At 64.5% G+C, this 15,646-nt stretch carries 12 protein-coding genes and 2 pseudogenes; 4 read left to right on the top strand and 10 right to left on the bottom strand.

What is annotated here, in order from left to right:
- Positions 1-25: 25 nt before the first annotated feature.
- The 7 genes and pseudogenes from ACZ5ON_RS15715 to ACZ5ON_RS15685 form a co-directional block, all read right to left on the bottom strand.
- A pseudogene (locus tag ACZ5ON_RS15715) lies at positions 26-2,087 on the bottom strand (thioredoxin domain-containing protein).
- A gap of 135 nt (positions 2,088-2,222) precedes the next feature.
- Complete coding sequence (locus ACZ5ON_RS15710) at positions 2,223-2,948, bottom strand: HNH endonuclease (RefSeq protein ID WP_465591641.1); 726 nt, start codon at positions 2,946-2,948, stop codon at positions 2,223-2,225.
- A 131-nt stretch (positions 2,949-3,079) separates the two neighbouring features.
- A complete protein-coding gene (locus ACZ5ON_RS15705) occupies positions 3,080-4,606 on the bottom strand; it encodes an AAA family ATPase (protein WP_465591638.1) in 1,527 nt (508 codons plus the stop codon).
- Between the two features lie 139 nt (positions 4,607-4,745).
- Positions 4,746-5,468, bottom strand: coding sequence for a M48 family metallopeptidase (locus ACZ5ON_RS15700; RefSeq protein WP_465591635.1), 723 nt, complete (start codon positions 5,466-5,468; stop codon positions 4,746-4,748).
- On the bottom strand, positions 5,455-8,541 hold the full coding sequence (locus ACZ5ON_RS15695) for a type I restriction endonuclease subunit R (RefSeq protein ID WP_465591632.1): 3,087 nt from the start codon (positions 8,539-8,541) through the stop codon (positions 5,455-5,457). Before ACZ5ON_RS15695 ends, ACZ5ON_RS15700 begins: the two co-directional genes overlap by 14 nt.
- Entirely contained in the window at positions 8,538-9,740 is a 1,203-nt protein-coding gene (locus ACZ5ON_RS15690; RefSeq protein WP_465591628.1) for a restriction endonuclease subunit S, read from the bottom strand. The genes ACZ5ON_RS15695 and ACZ5ON_RS15690 overlap by 4 nt, the downstream gene beginning before the upstream one ends.
- Positions 9,737-12,169 carry a type I restriction-modification system subunit M gene (locus ACZ5ON_RS15685; RefSeq protein ID WP_465591625.1) on the bottom strand — a complete coding sequence of 811 codons (2,433 nt, stop codon included), beginning with the start codon at positions 12,167-12,169 and terminating at the stop codon, positions 9,737-9,739. Before ACZ5ON_RS15685 ends, ACZ5ON_RS15690 begins: the two co-directional genes overlap by 4 nt.
- Before the next feature lie 358 nt (positions 12,170-12,527).
- Between ACZ5ON_RS15685 and ACZ5ON_RS15680 the strand changes: the two genes are divergently transcribed.
- Genes ACZ5ON_RS15680 through ACZ5ON_RS15670 form a run of 3 tightly spaced genes read left to right on the top strand, consistent with a single transcriptional unit; the run spans position 12,528 to position 13,443 of the window.
- Positions 12,528-12,770, top strand: coding sequence for an IS3 family transposase (locus tag ACZ5ON_RS15680; protein WP_465591812.1), 243 nt, complete (start codon positions 12,528-12,530; stop codon positions 12,768-12,770).
- Positions 12,767-13,039 carry a hypothetical protein gene (locus tag ACZ5ON_RS15675; RefSeq protein WP_465591622.1) on the top strand — a complete coding sequence of 91 codons (273 nt, stop codon included), beginning with the start codon at positions 12,767-12,769 and terminating at the stop codon, positions 13,037-13,039. Before ACZ5ON_RS15680 ends, ACZ5ON_RS15675 begins: the two co-directional genes overlap by 4 nt.
- On the top strand, positions 13,036-13,443 hold the full coding sequence (locus ACZ5ON_RS15670) for a PIN domain-containing protein (protein WP_465591619.1): 408 nt from the start codon (positions 13,036-13,038) through the stop codon (positions 13,441-13,443). Before ACZ5ON_RS15675 ends, ACZ5ON_RS15670 begins: the two co-directional genes overlap by 4 nt.
- Before the next feature lie 36 nt (positions 13,444-13,479).
- Here the strand turns inward: ACZ5ON_RS15670 and ACZ5ON_RS15665 are convergent.
- From ACZ5ON_RS15665 to mca, 3 genes and pseudogenes are all read right to left on the bottom strand, one after another.
- A pseudogene (locus ACZ5ON_RS15665) lies at positions 13,480-13,635 on the bottom strand (DUF255 domain-containing protein); the annotation flags it as partial.
- Between the two features lie 137 nt (positions 13,636-13,772).
- Positions 13,773-13,964 (bottom strand): hypothetical protein, encoded by a 192-nt coding sequence (locus tag ACZ5ON_RS15660; RefSeq protein WP_344638699.1) that lies wholly within the window; start codon positions 13,962-13,964, stop codon positions 13,773-13,775.
- Between the two features lie 78 nt (positions 13,965-14,042).
- Positions 14,043-14,927, bottom strand: coding sequence for a mycothiol conjugate amidase Mca (mca, locus tag ACZ5ON_RS15655; RefSeq protein WP_465591615.1), 885 nt, complete (start codon positions 14,925-14,927; stop codon positions 14,043-14,045).
- Between the two features lie 150 nt (positions 14,928-15,077).
- Between mca and ACZ5ON_RS15650 the strand changes: the two genes are divergently transcribed.
- The gene (locus ACZ5ON_RS15650) at positions 15,078-15,494 is read left to right on the top strand and encodes a DUF4307 domain-containing protein (RefSeq protein WP_465591612.1); all 417 of its coding nucleotides are present in this window, start codon (positions 15,078-15,080) and stop codon (positions 15,492-15,494) included.
- The last annotated feature ends 152 nt before the right edge of the window (positions 15,495-15,646 follow it).

Here is a 15,646-nt window from a genome sequence, read left to right as displayed (position 1 = left end):
GTTGCTCCTCCCGGGGCGGCCGGCGTTACTCCTCCCGGACGCCCAGGCTCGCCGCCAGCACCGCCGGGTCCGCCGTCGGGGCGTCGCAGGTGAAGTGCCGGCAGACGTACGCGGCGGGACGCCCGTCCAGCAGCGGGCGGTCGGCGAGCAGCGGGACGTCCGCCGTGCCGGGCTCGCCGAGGGCCACCACGGCGCCGGGGGCGGTGCCGAGGAGTGCGGTGCGGTGCAGTACGGCGGTGGCCGGGTCGTCGGCCGGGCCGACCACGGCGACCTCGCGCGGGCCGTCGGCCAGTGCCTCGGCGACGGCCAGCCCCCAGCCGATGAAGCGCGGCGCCCGGCCGCTGAGCGCGCCGACGATGCCCAGCGCCCGCTCGGCGGCACCGCGGTGCCGGGCCGAACCGGTGTACGCGGCGTACGTGAGCAGGGCGCCCGCGGCGGCGGTCCAGCCGGACGGGGTGGCGTTGTCGGTCGGGTCCTGCGGGCGGCGGATCAACTCCTCGGCATCATCGGCCGTGTCGTACATGGCGCCTGACGCCGCGTCGGTGAAGTGCGCCAGCACGGTGTCGAGCAGCCCGCCCGCCAGGTCGAGCCATTCGGCCTCGCCGGTGACCGCGTACAGGGCGAGGAAGCCCTCCGCGGTGTCCGCGTAGTCCTCCAGGACTCCGGCGTTCTCGCCGGCCCTGCCGTCCCGGGAGGTGCGCAACAGGCGTCCGTCGGCGGTGAGATGGACGGCCAGCAGCAGGTCGGCCGCGCGCTCGGCCGCCTCGATCAGGTCCGGGCGCTCCAGCAGTGCGCCGGTCTCGGCGAGGGCGGCGATGGCCAGCCCGTTCCAGGCGGCCACCACCTTGTCGTCCCGGGCGGGCGCGGGGCGCAGGGCGCGCGCCTCGAACAGCCGGGTGCGGATCCGCTCGTACTCCGCCGGGTCCTCCGGGTCGGCCAGGAGCTGCAGGACCGAGGTGCCGTGCTCGAACGTCCCGGCCGCCGTCACGGAGAACAGCCGGGCCGCGTGCGCGGCGTCCGCCGGCCCGAGCACGTCCACCAACTGCCCCGGCTCCCAGGCGTAGTACGCGCCCTCGGCCGGCCGCCCGGTCTCCTCGTCAAGGCTGTCGGCGTCCAGCGCGGAGGCGAATCCCCCCTCGGCAGTGCGGAGTTCACGCACCAGGAAGTCGGCGGTCTCCAGCGCGACCCGGCGGGCGAACGCCCCGCCGGTGGCCCGCCACAGGTGCAGATGGACCCGCAGCAGCAGGGCGTTGTCGTAGAGCATCTTCTCGAAGTGCGGCACCACCCAGTCCGCGTCCACCGAGTAGCGGGCGAAGCCGCCGCCGAGCTGGTCGTAGATGCCGCCCCGGGCCATCGCCTCGCAGGTCCGCTCGGCCATCTGCAGCGCCGCCTCGGAGCCGGTCCTGGCGTGGTGGCGCAGCAGGAACTCCAGCACCATCGACGGCGGGAACTTGGGCGCGCCGCCGAAGCCGCCGCGCTGCTGGTCGAAGCTCCGGCTGAGCGCGACCAGCGCCTGGTGCAGGTCCGCCGCACCGGGCGGGCCGGCCACCCCGGCCCCGGCGCCGTACACCGAGGCCCGCTCGGAGAGTTCGGCCCGGATCCGCGCGGCCACCTCGCCGACCTCGTCCCGCCGGTCCCGCCAGGCCGCGCTCACGCCCTCCAGCACCTGCCGGAAGCCGGGCATCCCGTGCCGGGGCTCGGGCGGGAAGTACGTCCCGAAGTAGAACGGGTCCTTCTCGGGCGTCAGGAAGACCGTCATCGGCCACCCGCCCTGCCCGGTGGCCGCCTGCACCGCCTCCATGTAGACGGCGTCCACGTCCGGCCGCTCCTCGCGGTCCACCTTCACCGCGACGAAGTGCTCGTTGGCGTACGCGGCCACCGCCTCGTCCTCGAAGCTCTCGTGCGCCATGACATGGCACCAATGATCATCAGGCTAAGTGGCACGACGAATAGCCCACCGAGAGAAGGATGGGAACGTCGCGCCGCTTGGCCTCTTGCATCGCCTCCTCTCCCCATGGCCACCAGTCCACAGGATTGGAGGCGTGCTGGAGCAGGTACGGCGACGTCGCGTTCGCGAGTCGATTCATACCGGCATCGTCGCACGATCCAGACTATCCAGCCCAGTTTCCGAGAGACAGGTGCCAGCCTTACAGACCCAGTGACTGCAAGGTCAGCCCGCGCCACATAGCAAGACACAGCTGTCGGCTGCGAGGCCATGAGCCTCAGTTGGAAGAGTCTTGCGTCGAGGGACCATGACAGTAGAGGTCGTCGGCAGCGAGCGTCCGGTAGGTGACACCTTCACAGCTGTTGAGGTCGACGGCGAGTCGGGTCTCTGCTTGCTCCTGTAGGTAGTCCCGGACCATGCGTGCGCCACCGCGTTTGCGCTGCCTGTCGACACCGTACGTAACATCGGAGATCGCACGGTTCGCTTCGATGGCGTAGCGCTTCCCGAGCTCGAAGAGCGTGAAGTGGTTCTTGACCCGCGCAGTGAGTGTGGCGTCCCAGGATGCCGGGGGGCTGACGAAGAAACACAATCGCACTGTGCCGAAGTCATGGATCGCTCGTGCGTCCAGCCAGCTCTCATGGGATACCCGGTCGAGGTACGGATGCAGGATCGTGTTCTCGGCGCTGTCCGGACGCTTATTACCCTTGATTAAATTACACCGCTCGCAGACGGGCACGAGGTTGAGCGGATCCACGCACAGTGCAGGGAAGAGGCTCTTCGGCATGTAGTGGTCGAGCTGGCGGACGGTACCCTGTCGGCACAACGGGCAGCGTTCGTTGGGTGGAGCGGCCATCAGCTCGTCGCGTATTACCCGCCCCCCGACGGTCTGCATGCCGTTTTCGTACGCCCAATCCACGAAGGTGCTACCAGCAATCTCAGGAACCGTAAAGCCCTTCGCGTCAAGGTCGTGCAGGTTCTTGGCAGCCGCGGCTTCGCGCAGCATCTGGCCAGCCTTCCGCACGGTGTCGGCCGCCCTGAGCAGCCGCTCACGCCTCCCTTCCGCCGTGGTGCTGCGGGCTACGCATGCCTGGTAGCTGTCACTTGCCTTCCGCATAGGGACCTTCAGGGGCCACATCAGAGGGGACCATCCGTCTTCTCTGCGAGGAGGATCCGGACCAGCCCCTTTGCCTCTCCGCCGAGCTTGCCGCCAAAGTAAGCGAGGACTTCTTCGTATGAATCCAGTGCGGCCACCGCTCTACCGATCTCCGCGTAGAAGCCTGACTCCATCACCTCCAGCCCGAACACCTCATGGGTCAGCACGCCGACGTTCTCGCCGTACGTCTCAAGCTGAGGGCGCTCGACGCGGCTAATCTCGCCTTGGCGTATGAGCTTGTAGACGCAGGACTGTGGCATCGCCTGAAGCACGACAGGCGAGTGTGTAGCGACTACGGCGACACCGTTGCGGTCGGCCAACAGGTGAGACAGTGCCTGCATGAAAGAAGCCAGCAGTGGCGGATGCAAGTGGGCCTCGGGCTCGTCCACCAGGACTAGGGACTGCTCCACCACGAGGTGCACGAGTTGTGTCATGGTCAGCACTACGATCGCGTGGCCTGAGCTCATCCGCCCAAAGGCAGCGGTCAGGTCACGCACGTCGGAGTCCGTGACTTTCATGCCGGCCCGTATGTCACGGGCGTAGGCCGCGACAGCGGAGTCTGCGAACTGCGGGTCACGGCTCAGCAGCAGCATGGTGTCGCGCCAGCGAATGAGGTCCCGCGAGTCGATGACGGCCTGGACTCCAGCACTGAAGGCCGCTTGCAGTCGTTGCTGCTGGGTGCCGGTGGACAGATCATCGAGCGAAGTGCTTTGCAGGCCGACGTAGGTGTACTTCACCGCTCGGGGATCACTCTCCTCGACCACTTCGACGAAGGGATCGAACGCGCTGAAGGTGACTGACACCACGTTCACAAACCGCTCGCCGTCTGTGGACGTAGACGTCGGGAGCACATCCATGCGCCCGAATTCCGCGTGCCTCCCAGGCAATACAACCGCAGCGGCCAGGTTCCGCAGCAAGGTCGTCTTGCCAACCCCGTTGCGGCCGATGAGGGCGTGGATATTGCTGGACGGCCTGGAGTCAGGATCGACCTTGAAGTCAAGAGCACTCTCAGCGCCATGCCCCGGTGCGGTGTAGCGGAACCGGTACTCGGTCAGCCGGGCTCCGCCACGGGCGATCCGGTTGAACTGCGCCCTGACCGTCTGTTCCTCTACGGTCCGCAAGAGTGATGAGCGTGTCACTGGGTACTGCATAGCACTCTCAAGAAGGTCGGGGTTGTAGGCAACGTCAGAGAGCCCTCGAAGGATCTCGTCCCGTCTGTCGTGTCCGAGCTTCTTGATGTTGTCGTAGTAGAGGTCGCTCTGCCCGAGGGAGAAGAGTTCACCCGGTGGCGAGCCATCGTAAACTCCGGCACGGATGGGGCTGGGGCCATCCCCCTGCCCGGCGACGGCGACCTTGACAAAACCTAGGTTCGTCTGTGTCTGCGAGTCTCGGTACCAAAGCGTATAGCTGGTACGGAAACCGAAGTCATCCCAGTCATCGGCCACTAGGACCACAGCCTCTGGACCTAGGCGCACCGGCGTATCTTGGGGCAGGACAATGAACTTCACCGGGTCGAGCCTCCGGTTCTGTGGCGGACACCCACACTTCGGTCGAACTGAGTTCGAACCCTATCGCCTCGCTCTGACAGGACGATCGTGACGCTGTCGGGTTCGCGGGCGCGCAGCAAACTGGCGAATCACGCCGTCGTCACGCCCACTCCTCCTCTGCGAGTGGCGCTTCATCTAGCCGATCGCGAAGAATCCGCCAATTCGGCATGAATCTCTCCATGAGCTCGATGAAGCGTTCACTATGGTTGCGTTCGAGATAGTGCACCATCTCGTGAACAACGACATATTCGAGACAACTTGGATGTTTTTTGGAAAGCTCCACATTGAACCAGAGCTGTCCGGTCTCGCGATTACAAGATCCCCACTTGGTTTTCATGCGCTTGATGTTCCACCGCGGCACCGACACCTCAAGGACGGGTTCCCACTTGGCGATCAAGTCCGGGATCACGTGCCGAAGCTGCTCCCGGCACCAGCGGTCGAGCAGCTCCCGCCGCCGTTCAGCCGTGGTGCCGGCCTGGACATACAGGAGCAGCCGCTCACCGTCCAGCTCGAAGTGAGCCCGCCCAGGACGCTCCACGACCTTCATCCTGCGGCGGACCCCCCACACGTAGTGCGACTCGCCCGTGACCATCTCTCGCACGGACTGCCGTGCGGCCGACCGAAGCTGCTCGCGCTTCTCTCTGATCCACGGCAGGCGTTGGATCACAGCGAGTCGCACCTGCTCATCGTCGAGCTGGTGCGGCGCCGCCACACGGACGCGTCCCGAGGGTGGATAGACACCGATGTGCAGGTTCTTGATGTTCTTGTAGACGACATCGATGTCGATGCCACGGATGGTGAGAGAAGCACTAGCGGTACTCATGGCGTGCCTTTAGCAGGTCCATGAGCTCATCAAATCTGTCGAAGTCGGAGGTCAGAGCTTGAGCGAGCGCGCGCCTGACCTTCTTCTCCTTCATCGCGTTGCCCACCCACGAGTCGGGCTTGGTGTGAAGGACAGTGGTGTCCACGACCACGGCCAGCTCCGGTGACGGATTGAAGAAATCAATCAGGGCTCGGCGGCCACCATTGTCAGCCCACTCCGGATACTTGGTGCCTGACTCGCCCTTGCCGATCTTGGACGCGTGCTCCAGGAGCTTCGCAAGGTAATCCTTGTAGTCCAGGGCACCCTGCCGCCGCTCTTCGAGTATGGCGTCGAGCAGCTCCGACATCTTGTCGTAGTACTTCGGGTTCATCGGGCGCTCATCGATGATTACCATGCGCATGTTGTTGGTGATCGTTGCCGCAACCGCTTCCGGATTCCTCCTGATACCCGCGGGAAGCCTCTCTAGCGCGCCGGATCCCATCTCGACGATCAACTGCATCAGGCCGGCTTCCTCGAAATTGGAAACGACCTCGGAGGGGCTGGCGCTGATGTACGTGTCCAGCAAATACCGCATACCGGCCTCGTACTGCTTGAAATCGACGTTCTCGCCAGCGCCGAGCTTCACCTCTGCGCGTACGTCGGCGTAGTGAGCAATCTCTTCCTTGATTGCTGCGGCTTCGGCTGCGCTGTACCCAGCGGCCTGCATTTCGTTGGCGAGGTTGCCGTAGGCGCGTGTCACTGCCGCCACAGACTTGTAGAGCTCAACCCGCTTGGGTTCGTTGGCCTTGAGCTGCTCGGCGTTGCCCTGCTCCCGGGCGCAGAAGTACTGCTGGTAATGGAGGGTGTTCTTTGGTGGTTCGACCGGCTCACAGAGCGCCCGGATCTTCTCGAGGGCCTCGTCGAGGTCGTCACGGGCCTTGTCAATCCGGTCTGACAGCAGCCCTTCGATGTCCTTTGTCTCGTAGCCCTCGAGAGCACCGCCGGTGTAGTCCGTGATCGCGGACTCAAGGGAGTTGAACAGGTCGCGGTAGTCGACGATGTAGCCGTAATCCTTGTCCTCGCCGTCGAGGCGGTTGACCCGGCAGATCGCCTGGAACAAACCGTGGTCCTGCATCTTCTTGTCGATGTACAGGTACGTCGCGCTCGGGGCATCGAACCCGGTCAGGAGCTTGTCGACGACGACGAGCAGCCGCATCTGGCCCGGATCATTGACGAAGCGTTCCTTGACCTCCCTCTCGAACTGCTCGACCTTGCCCATCACCTTGTCCGCAGGCTCGTCGAAGTAGTCCGCGAGCATCTGCCGGTAGATCTCGTACTGGCGCAGCCGCTCAGTCGCGCCGTGGCCTGAATCTTCCTTGGCGATGTCACTTGCCTGCGGCGTGTACGACGTGATGATGGCGCACTTGCCCTTGAACCCGGCCTGGGTGAACAGCTCGTAGAACTTACACGCCTGGTAGATGCTCTGACTGACGAGGATGGCGTTGCCGCGGCCATCTGCCAGACGCGGCTTGACCTCCATGTCAAGCAGGATGTCGTTGACTATCTGCCGGGCCCGCGGCTCCGAACTGACGACCTTCTGAATGGTGCCCCAGCGCTTCTTGAGCTCGGCGCGGGACAGGTCCGTCATGCCACGGGTCTTAGCCTCAAACCACTGGTCGACCTTCGCCGGCGAGGTCAGGTCCTGGTCGATGTTACGAGCCTCGTACCGCAAGTCGAGCACGACGCCGTCCGCAACGCCCTCGTTGAACTTGTAGGTGTGGATAAAGCTACCGAACCGCTGGACAGTCGTATGCTTGTCCTCCTTAAGGAGAGGTGTGCCGGTGAAGCCGATAAAAATGGCACCAGGCACGAGCGCCTTCATGGCGTCGTGCATCTTGCCCGACTGGGTACGGTGGGCTTCGTCAACGAAGACAAAGATGTTGCCCTTGGCGTGGAAGTCCTTGGGGACGGCTGCCTTAAGCTCACGAATGAACTCGATCTTAGCCTCATCGCGGGCAGCCTCGTCTTCCGAGCCACGGAACTTATGGACCAGCGAGCAGACCAACCACTCCTCGCCCAAGCTCAACGTGCCGAGGAGGTCACTACCGCTCTTCGTACGGTAGATGGACTCATTGACCCCCTGAAAGACCTTCTCGATCTGATCATCCAATTCGGTCCGGTCAGTAATGAGGAGCACGCGGGCGTCCGGCTGATTCTCGCGGATCCACTTGGCCAGCCACACCATCGTCAGCGACTTGCCGGAGCCCTGGGTGTGCCAGATGATGCCGCCCTCACGCTTGGCGATCCGCTCCTGAGCTGCCTTGACGCCGAAGTACTGGTTATGCCGACACGTCTTCTTCTGCCCCGCGTCGAAGACAATGAAGTCGTGGACCAGCTCGAGTAGCCGCTCCTTCGAGCACAGCTGCGTCAAGGACCGATCGAGGTAATCGGCGATGTCGGACGGTTCCCGCCATGCCAGCCAGTACTTCTCCGCTGTATCGATGGCACCGTAGCGCAGGCCCTCCACGTCATTGCCGGCCATGACAAGTTGCACCGTCGTGAAGAAGGACCGGATGAACTCGGAACGCTGGTTCCCGATGCTCTGCCGGATACCGTCAGCGACGGCGACCTTCGAGCGCTTGAGCTCGATCGTCCCGAAGGCGATGCCGTTGACGTACAGCACGATGTCCGGGCGCTTCGTGTGCTGCCCCAGCACCGTGACTTCCTCAGCCAGGGCGAAGTGATTGGCTTCGGGGTGCACCCAGTCGACGAGCCACACCGTCTCCGTCTGCTCGCCGACGCCCGGCTTGACCTTCACTCCGTACCGGAGCAGGCCGTAGACGTCTCGGTTCGCCTCGTACAGATCGCGGCCGCCACCGAGCGAGGCGTCACTCTTCAGCTTGTCGATCGCCCTGCTGATGAGGTTATCGCTGTAGCCACGGGCGGCGAGATTTTGCGTGAGCAGTTCCACATCAATGTTGGAGTTTGCCGCACGGTGCTCCCAGTTGCCGAGGTACTCGTAGCCCAACGAGTCTCGGAACAGCTTGACAACTCGGTCTTGAGTCCTGCGCTCCGGCTGGCCGACGTCGCTCATCCTGCGCTCTCCTTGACGGGAAGGCGGGTGCGGCCAGTGAGCAGCTCTTGCAGCATTCCCTGCTTGACAGCCCTCTGCTTGGCCAATCGCTTTTCGAGAGCGAAAATCTGCTCGCCCATTTTATTCAGCATCGAGGAAATTGCTTGCTGCTCCGCCAACTCTGGAGCCGGGAGTGTGAATTCTGCCAGCTCTCTTCGGTTGATTTTCGGGATTCCGCTCCGCGCAGATACGCTGATGGCAAAGTTCGTGAAATGCTCACTCAGCAGCGTATGCAACACGAATGCCCCGTCCACGCCGGCTTTCGACGTGAGCGGATACATGTCCGCACTACACAGCGCCGGATGGCTCACCTGGACAGCTTTTTGAAGATAGGGGCGGATCTTGCTGTAGATCACGTCTCCCGGGGCCGCAAGATACTTTCCGCTGATCGCCCCCTGCGCCCTGGCAGTCTCAACTTTCAGGAGCCGGCCAGTAGCGGACTCCACATGATCGGGAGCAATCAGGGGCAGATCCTGATACTCTGGCCTTCTCGGATCCACCTGGCCAGACTTGAGTGAAACAAGATCCAGCAAATGACGGGCGCTCCACGGGGCGCTGAACCCCGAAAGACGGGTCCTGCCGGTTAGCAGCTGCTGCATCATGCCATGCTTGATCGCCCGCTTCTTTGTGATCGCCCTCTCCAGCACGGCGATGTAGCGATCCACATCGGTTAGGCGGGAAACGATTTCCTCCTGCTCGGCCAGATTCGGCAACGCAACGAGGAAACCGTTTAGGCTCGCATTGGTGATCTGGTTGATAGTTGCGCCGAGATTATCGTCAATCTGACGCTTAAAGCCTCCGGACTGGAAGAAGTATTGAAGGTAGCGGTTGAATGGAGATCGATAGACGGCCATGAAGGCACCAAATGTCTGCCCGGCGACGCGACTATCGAGCATCGCGCTCTTACCAATGAGCTGGCGACTCCCGTTTCGGGCACAGATCAGTATGTCGCTTTCACGGACCCTGATCTTGTCTGGGATCGCACTGTTCACATAGACATTGTCGTCAAAGACAAGTCGACCGTCCTGAATGTTTGAGGAGCGCAGTACAAGCGTTCCGGACGACTTGACGGCATCGGGGCTGTAGGTCAGGCCGATCAGGCACTGACCGATATCTCCCAGGCGGACCATCGCCCAGCCGTCAGTTTCAAGCGTGCTCATTGCACCCCCATGTCCGACAAGTGACCGGCCAACTTGGTTTCGAGCTTCTCGAGTTCAGCGTTGAGCTCTCCGACCGTCTCGGTGTAGCGCTCACCGAGCTGCTGGATCCGTGCGACGAGTGCGCGTGTGAGCGACTCAGCCTCAGACGCCACACGGCTCGTGACCGTCGCCTGCCACTTGTCGTCGAGTACGAGCTGCTTGATCTCAGGCTCGGTGAGACCGCTGTACTTCTTGAGGGTCACAAGATCGAGGGCGGCCTGGGCCTCCTTAGCTGCCTTCTTCGCGACAGCCTCCTCGTTGTACAACGTGATCAGACACTGCAGCGCCTTGATCTCCTCCGCGTCAGCTCCCTCATGCCGAGCGACTTTGAGGCGCGTCGAAGCGAGGACTTTGGAGATCTTGCCATCGTCCATCGCCTCGCCAAGCAGGCCGTCCTCTGCACCGTGCTCTTCGATGTACTCCTCGACGGCGCGAGTTGCCGCTTCGGCTGCCGCTTGCAGCGCATCGGCCTCGGACTGCTCATCCGCGAAGTACCGAGCGACGACAAGCATCGGCGGGATGAGGTCCATCTTGTACTTGATCGCGTTACGCCCCGAGCCGATGACGAGATCCGGGGTCTCGGAGAGCTTGCGCTCCTTGTTCTCAATGGCCTTGCGCGGCTTCGCCGCCTCGCACCACCCGTCGTTCATGATGAGGAAGACATCGTCGTGCATAACGCTGTGCCAATAGGTCATGAGCTGCTCATAGACGTCGTACTCGTTGAGCAGCGGGGTGTCCCTGAACCGGGCCAGCAGATCGTCGCTGATACCAGCGATCAGGTCCTTGGGGACAGTGTCCGGATTGAGCGCTTGCAGAATTGGCCGGTGCGCGGCGAACCATTCGTCCACCTGGCCGCGGATGCCCCTGGCGAACTTCTGGAACTCGTCGGAGTCCAGGATGGCCTCTTGTACGTCGGCTACGCCGACAGCCAGATCGCTGTAGCCGGGGCGGTTCGGCTTGAAGAGCGCTGCACGAATGCTCGGGAATGCCTCCCAGTACCCGTTGAGTGCGTCCAGGTCGTGGTCCGGGATCCCGCCGTGAAGGTGGGCGTGAAGGTCCTGGATGTCCTCCGGCTCGGAGGAGTCGATGTACCGCGGGATGTTGAGGTTGTAGTCGTTCTTCGGGTCAGCGATCTCGTGTAGCGGCACCATACGCGCGTAGCGCTCGATCTCGGTCCGCTTATTGAAGACGTCGACGATCTTGTGGATGTCCTGGCTACGCAGGCGGTTCTTGTTGCCATCCTTCATGAAGCCCTTGGAGGCATCGATCATGAAGACGCCAGTTCGTGTCTGGGCATTCTCCTTGTCGAGGACGATGATACAAGCCGGGATGCCAGTGCCGTAGAAGAGGTTCGCGGGCAGGCCGATGACGCCCTTGACGTAGCCGCGACGCAGCAGCTCCTTGCGGATGTTCGCTTCGGCATGGCCACGGAACAGCACACCGTGTGGCAGGATGACCGCCGCCTTGCCGTTGCTCCTGAGCGACTTGAGGATGTGTAGCAGGAACGCATAGTCGCCGTTCTTCTCCGGCGGCCGGCCAAACTCGAAGCGACCGTAGTCGTTCTCCAGACCATTGCTCCACGACTTGATCGAGAACGGCGGATTGGCGACGGCGAAGTCGAAGGCCTGCAGCCGTGCGCCCTGGGTGAACTGCGGGCTGGTAATCGTGTCACCCTTGCGGATGTCACGGTCCTCGTAGCCGTGGAGGATCATGTTCATCTGGGCCAGCGCCCAGGTGGCGTTGTCCTTCTCCTGACCATAAATGGTGAGGCCACGCGGGGCCTCGTCAGCGACCTTGAGGAGCAGCGAGCCGGACCCGCACGTGGGGTCGTAGACCGTGTGGTCCTGCCGGGTGCTCGCTCCGATGCCCACGACCTTAGCGAGTACTCGCGAGACCTCGGCGGGGGTATAGAACTGCCCCTTCGACTTGCCTGACTCCGTTGCGAAGTGCCGCATCAGGTACTCGTAGGCATCGCCGAGCAGGTCGTCGCCCTCAGCACGGCTACCACGGAAGTCCAGATCGGCGAAGATCGTCACCAACTTGGAGAGGCGATCCTGCATCTCCTTGCCCTTGCCGAGCTTCTCCTCGTCGTTGAAGTCGGCCAGATCGATGACCTTCTCAAGACCGTTGGCCTCGGCGAGCTTGCCGATGATCTTGTTGATCTTGTCGCCGATCTCCTTATCTCCCTTGAGGGCGACCATGTCATCGAAGGATCCGCCGACGGGAACGTCGATCAAGGAGGTCGGATCGGACTTGGCCTTGTCCGTCACATACTTCACGAACAACAGCGTCAGGATGTAGTCCTTGTACTGGCTGGCATCCATGCCGCCGCGCAGCTCGTCACAGCTCCGCCAGAGCGAGCTGTACAGGTCCGACTTCTTGAGAGCCACTACCACCTCACCCCATTGCCTGCGTCGAGACCAGAGCCAGACCGCGATTCCACGGCAGGGTGTACATGTGGCCTGTCCATCCTTCGGCACCCATCCTTCGCGTGTCCATACGTGACCGCATCATCACTACTGGTGATGCTCAAACTGAGTGTCTCAACGATATCGCCGGGAGCTGACGAAGGATCCCGGTACCATGCGGCGCCCAAGGACGCAGCTCGAGCTGACCGCTCTGCGCAAGGAGAACGCCGACCTGCGGTGCTCGTGCGAGATCCTCAAGGCTCATCGATGAGCACCAGCACCGCGTCGGGGCCGAGCCCGTCCTCCGGGAACTGCACATCCCCGCCGCCACCTACTACCGCTGGCGCGCCACGACCTCCACGAGCCCTACGAGCGCAGACGCCACGACGCCGAGCTAACCAAGCGCATCCACGCCGGCTCCGACGAAACCTACGGCTCCCCGCGCGTCCACGCCGCCCTGCGGCGCGAGGGCACTCACGTCGGCCGCATTGCTGCGAGAGAAAGCACCTCCACGGCACAGGCAGGCACGGAGCACAGAAAACCTCCATCATGTAATAGAAAGTGTCTTACACTGCGACCATGAAGCCACTCCGAGCCGGGACCACCGAGAACATTTCCGTGTCCATGCCCACCGAGCTGGTCAGCGAGCTCCGCTCTCGAACCGGCCGCCGCGGCCTGTCCAGCTACATCACCGAGGCTGTCAGGCACCAGCTCGCCATGGACGGGCTCGCCGAGATCGTCGCGGCCCATGAGGAGGAACACGGCGCGCTCACGGAGCAGGAGATCGAAACCGCTCGTCGCGAGCTGTTCGGAGACGAGAACGCCGAGGATGTCGAGCGGGGCGCCGCGTGAAGGAGCAGCCGGCCCGCTCGCTGGTGCTCGACTCCGAGGCGCTCTCTCTACTCCTGCGCAACGACCGCGGCATGGCGGCTCGCATCGAGGCATCCCGACAAGCCGGGGTGCCTGTTGTCGTGTCTGCGCTGACTATCGTCGAAGCCGTGCACGGGAAGATCGATCTGGCGCGCTTGAAGTGGGTGCTCTCCCGGCTGCGGGTGGAACCGGTCAGCCAGGAGGACTCCCTGACCGCGGTGGCGCTGCTTCAGGACGCGGGCGGGCTGCACGGGCACAAGTACGCGATCGACGCCCTCGTTGCCGCGCTCGCGCTACGTGTTCCGGCCCCCGTGATTGTCCTGACCTCCGACCGCGACGACTGGTCGAAGCTCTGCGGGAACCGCGTGATCATCAGAGAGGTGTGAGCACCGCCGACTACTGGGTCTGCGAGTTCACTGCCACCAGTGGCAGGTGGCGTACCCGACACTCAGCAACACCGGCACCCCGCGCCGCTCCGCCTCCTCGAACGCCTCGGACCCCCAGGGCCACCAGTCCACCGGGTTGTCGGCGTGCTGCAGCAGATACGGCGAGGTCGCGTCCGCGAGTCGGTTCGGCATGCCCCCATCCTCGCGCATCCAGGCACCTCCCGGTCGGCAGGCGGGGGCGCCGAACGGCACCTCCCGGCCGCCGTTCAGGCCCCCGGCGACCGAGCGTCACCCCTCGGCGGCCTCGGGCGTCCCTTCGCTGCCGGACGTCACTCCTTCGCGGCCTCGGGCTCCTCCGCGAAGTCCACGCGCTTCATCTGCTTGTTCATCGACTTCACCAGGAACCAGGTGGCGACACCCAGGGCGGCGAAGACGACGAAGCCGAGGAGGCCGGGGGTCACCTTGGCGTCGTCGAGGGCGAGGCCGGTGGCGAGGTCGGTGAAGCTCATCGGGGTGCTCATTCCTCCATGGTGACCCGGCCCGACATCGGCCGGGTCACCGGGGTGGGGCGTATCGCCCGTCTGGCGGACAGCCGCAGGTCAGGCGACCGGGCTCGGGGTGCGCAGACCGGCGAAGAGGTCGTCCTCGGGCAGGTCGGTGCCGATCAGGGTGCGGGCCAGCTCGTAGTCCTCGGTCGGCCAGACGTCCCGCTGGACGTCCAGCGGGACGCGGAACCACGGGCCGTCCGGGTCGATCTGGGTGGCGTGGGCGATCAGCGCCTTGTCCCGGACCTCGAACCAGTCGTCGCAGCGGACCCGGGTGGTGATCTCGCGCTCCTTGCGGCCGCTCTTCTCCCAGCCCGCGATCCACTCGCCGTACGGCGAGTCGAGGCCGTGCTCGGTGAGGTAGGCGTGCAGCGCGCGGATCCGGCCCATCGGGAAGCCGTGGTTGTAGTAGAGCTTGGACGGCTGCCAGGGCTCGCCCGTCTCGGGGTAGGCGTCCGGGTCGCCCGCGGCGTCGAAGGCCAGCATGGAGATCTTGTGGGTCATGATGTGGTCCGGGTGCGGGTAGCCGCCGTTCTCGTCGTACGTCGTGATGACGTGCGGACGGAACTCACGGATCAGCTTCACCAGCGGCGCCGCCGCCTCGGCCACGTCCTGGAGCGCGAAGCAGCCCTCCGGCAGCGGCGGCAGCGGATCGCCCTCGGGCAGGCCGGAGTCCACGAAGCCCAGCCAGGCCTGCTTGACGCCGAGGATCTCGCGTGCGGTGTCCATCTCCTTGCGGCGGACCTCGTGGATGTTCTTCTCGATGAACGGGTCGCCCTGGAGCTTCGGGTTGAGAATGGACCCGCGCTCCCCGCCCGTGCAGGTGGCGACCAGGACGTCCACGCCCTGGGAGACGTACATGGCCATGGTGGCGGCACCCTTGCTGGACTCGTCGTCCGGGTGCGCGTGCACCGCCATCAGTCGCAACTGCTCAGTCAACGCCTGGTTCCTTCCGGGTATCTCCGGTTCGTCGGGCCGGCTCCCCCGCCGCCTCCGGCGCGGCCATGCCCCTCCTATAGTGACTGACTGAAGGGCTCGTCCATTCCCTCCACCGGCCGATCGCCCCTCGTCGAAAGGACCGAGCCCGCCATGACCTCCAGCCCTACGTCCGCCCGGCCGCTGCCCGAGGGCCGTTACAGCCGCCGCAGCGATGAGGAGGCCGACCGGAAGCTGCGGATCGCCGCGATCGTCTGCGGGACGCTCCTCCTGGCCCTGGTGGCCTGGCTCGGCGGCTCGTACCTGCTGCGCGAGACGGCGATGAACGGCACGGTCCCGACCTTCCAGGTGGTCTCCGCGCACGAGGTGCAGCTCCAGCTGTCGGTGCGCAAGAGCGACGGCACCGGCGGGGTCTGCACCGTCCGCTCCCAGGACAAGAGCGGCTCCGTGGTCGGCCAGTACGACTTCCCGGTACCGACCGCCGGCAGCAGCTACAGCAAGGTGGTCACCCTGAAGACCACCGACTGGGGCACCACCGCCGAGCTGCTGGGCTGCACCCCGGGCAAGTGACCCGGTCCGGGTGAGCCGTCCGGACCGGCCGCAGGCCCGGCCGGGGCACACCGGCGCCCGGTCGGCGCATACTCCCCGGTGCGGGCGGGAATCTCTCGGAGAGCGGCTCCGGCCGGCCGCACGCTTTGGCGTGTCAAAGCTCCGTACCGGCC

The organism is Kitasatospora sp. NPDC032150 (genome assembly GCF_055579945.1).
Note: the sequence above shows the minus strand (reverse complement) of the source record. Positions and strands in the feature narration are given on the sequence as shown.

Excerpts from the sequence above, each read along its gene's own strand:
- ACZ5ON_RS15710 (WP_465591641.1), bottom strand. The coding sequence starts at position 2,948 with ATGCTGCGCGAAGCCGCGGCTGCCAAGAACCTGCACGACCTTGACGCG.
- ACZ5ON_RS15675 (WP_465591622.1), top strand. The coding sequence starts at position 12,767 with ATGAAGCCACTCCGAGCCGGGACCACCGAGAACATTTCCGTGTCCATG.
- ACZ5ON_RS15700 (WP_465591635.1), bottom strand. The coding sequence starts at position 5,468 with ATGAGTACCGCTAGTGCTTCTCTCACCATCCGTGGCATCGACATCGAT.
- ACZ5ON_RS15650 (WP_465591612.1), top strand. The coding sequence starts at position 15,078 with ATGACCTCCAGCCCTACGTCCGCCCGGCCGCTGCCCGAGGGCCGTTAC.
- ACZ5ON_RS15690 (WP_465591628.1), bottom strand. The coding sequence starts at position 9,740 with ATGAGCACGCTTGAAACTGACGGCTGGGCGATGGTCCGCCTGGGAGAT.
- ACZ5ON_RS15695 (WP_465591632.1), bottom strand. The coding sequence starts at position 8,541 with ATGAGCGACGTCGGCCAGCCGGAGCGCAGGACTCAAGACCGAGTTGTC.
- ACZ5ON_RS15660 (WP_344638699.1), bottom strand. The coding sequence starts at position 13,964 with ATGAGCACCCCGATGAGCTTCACCGACCTCGCCACCGGCCTCGCCCTC.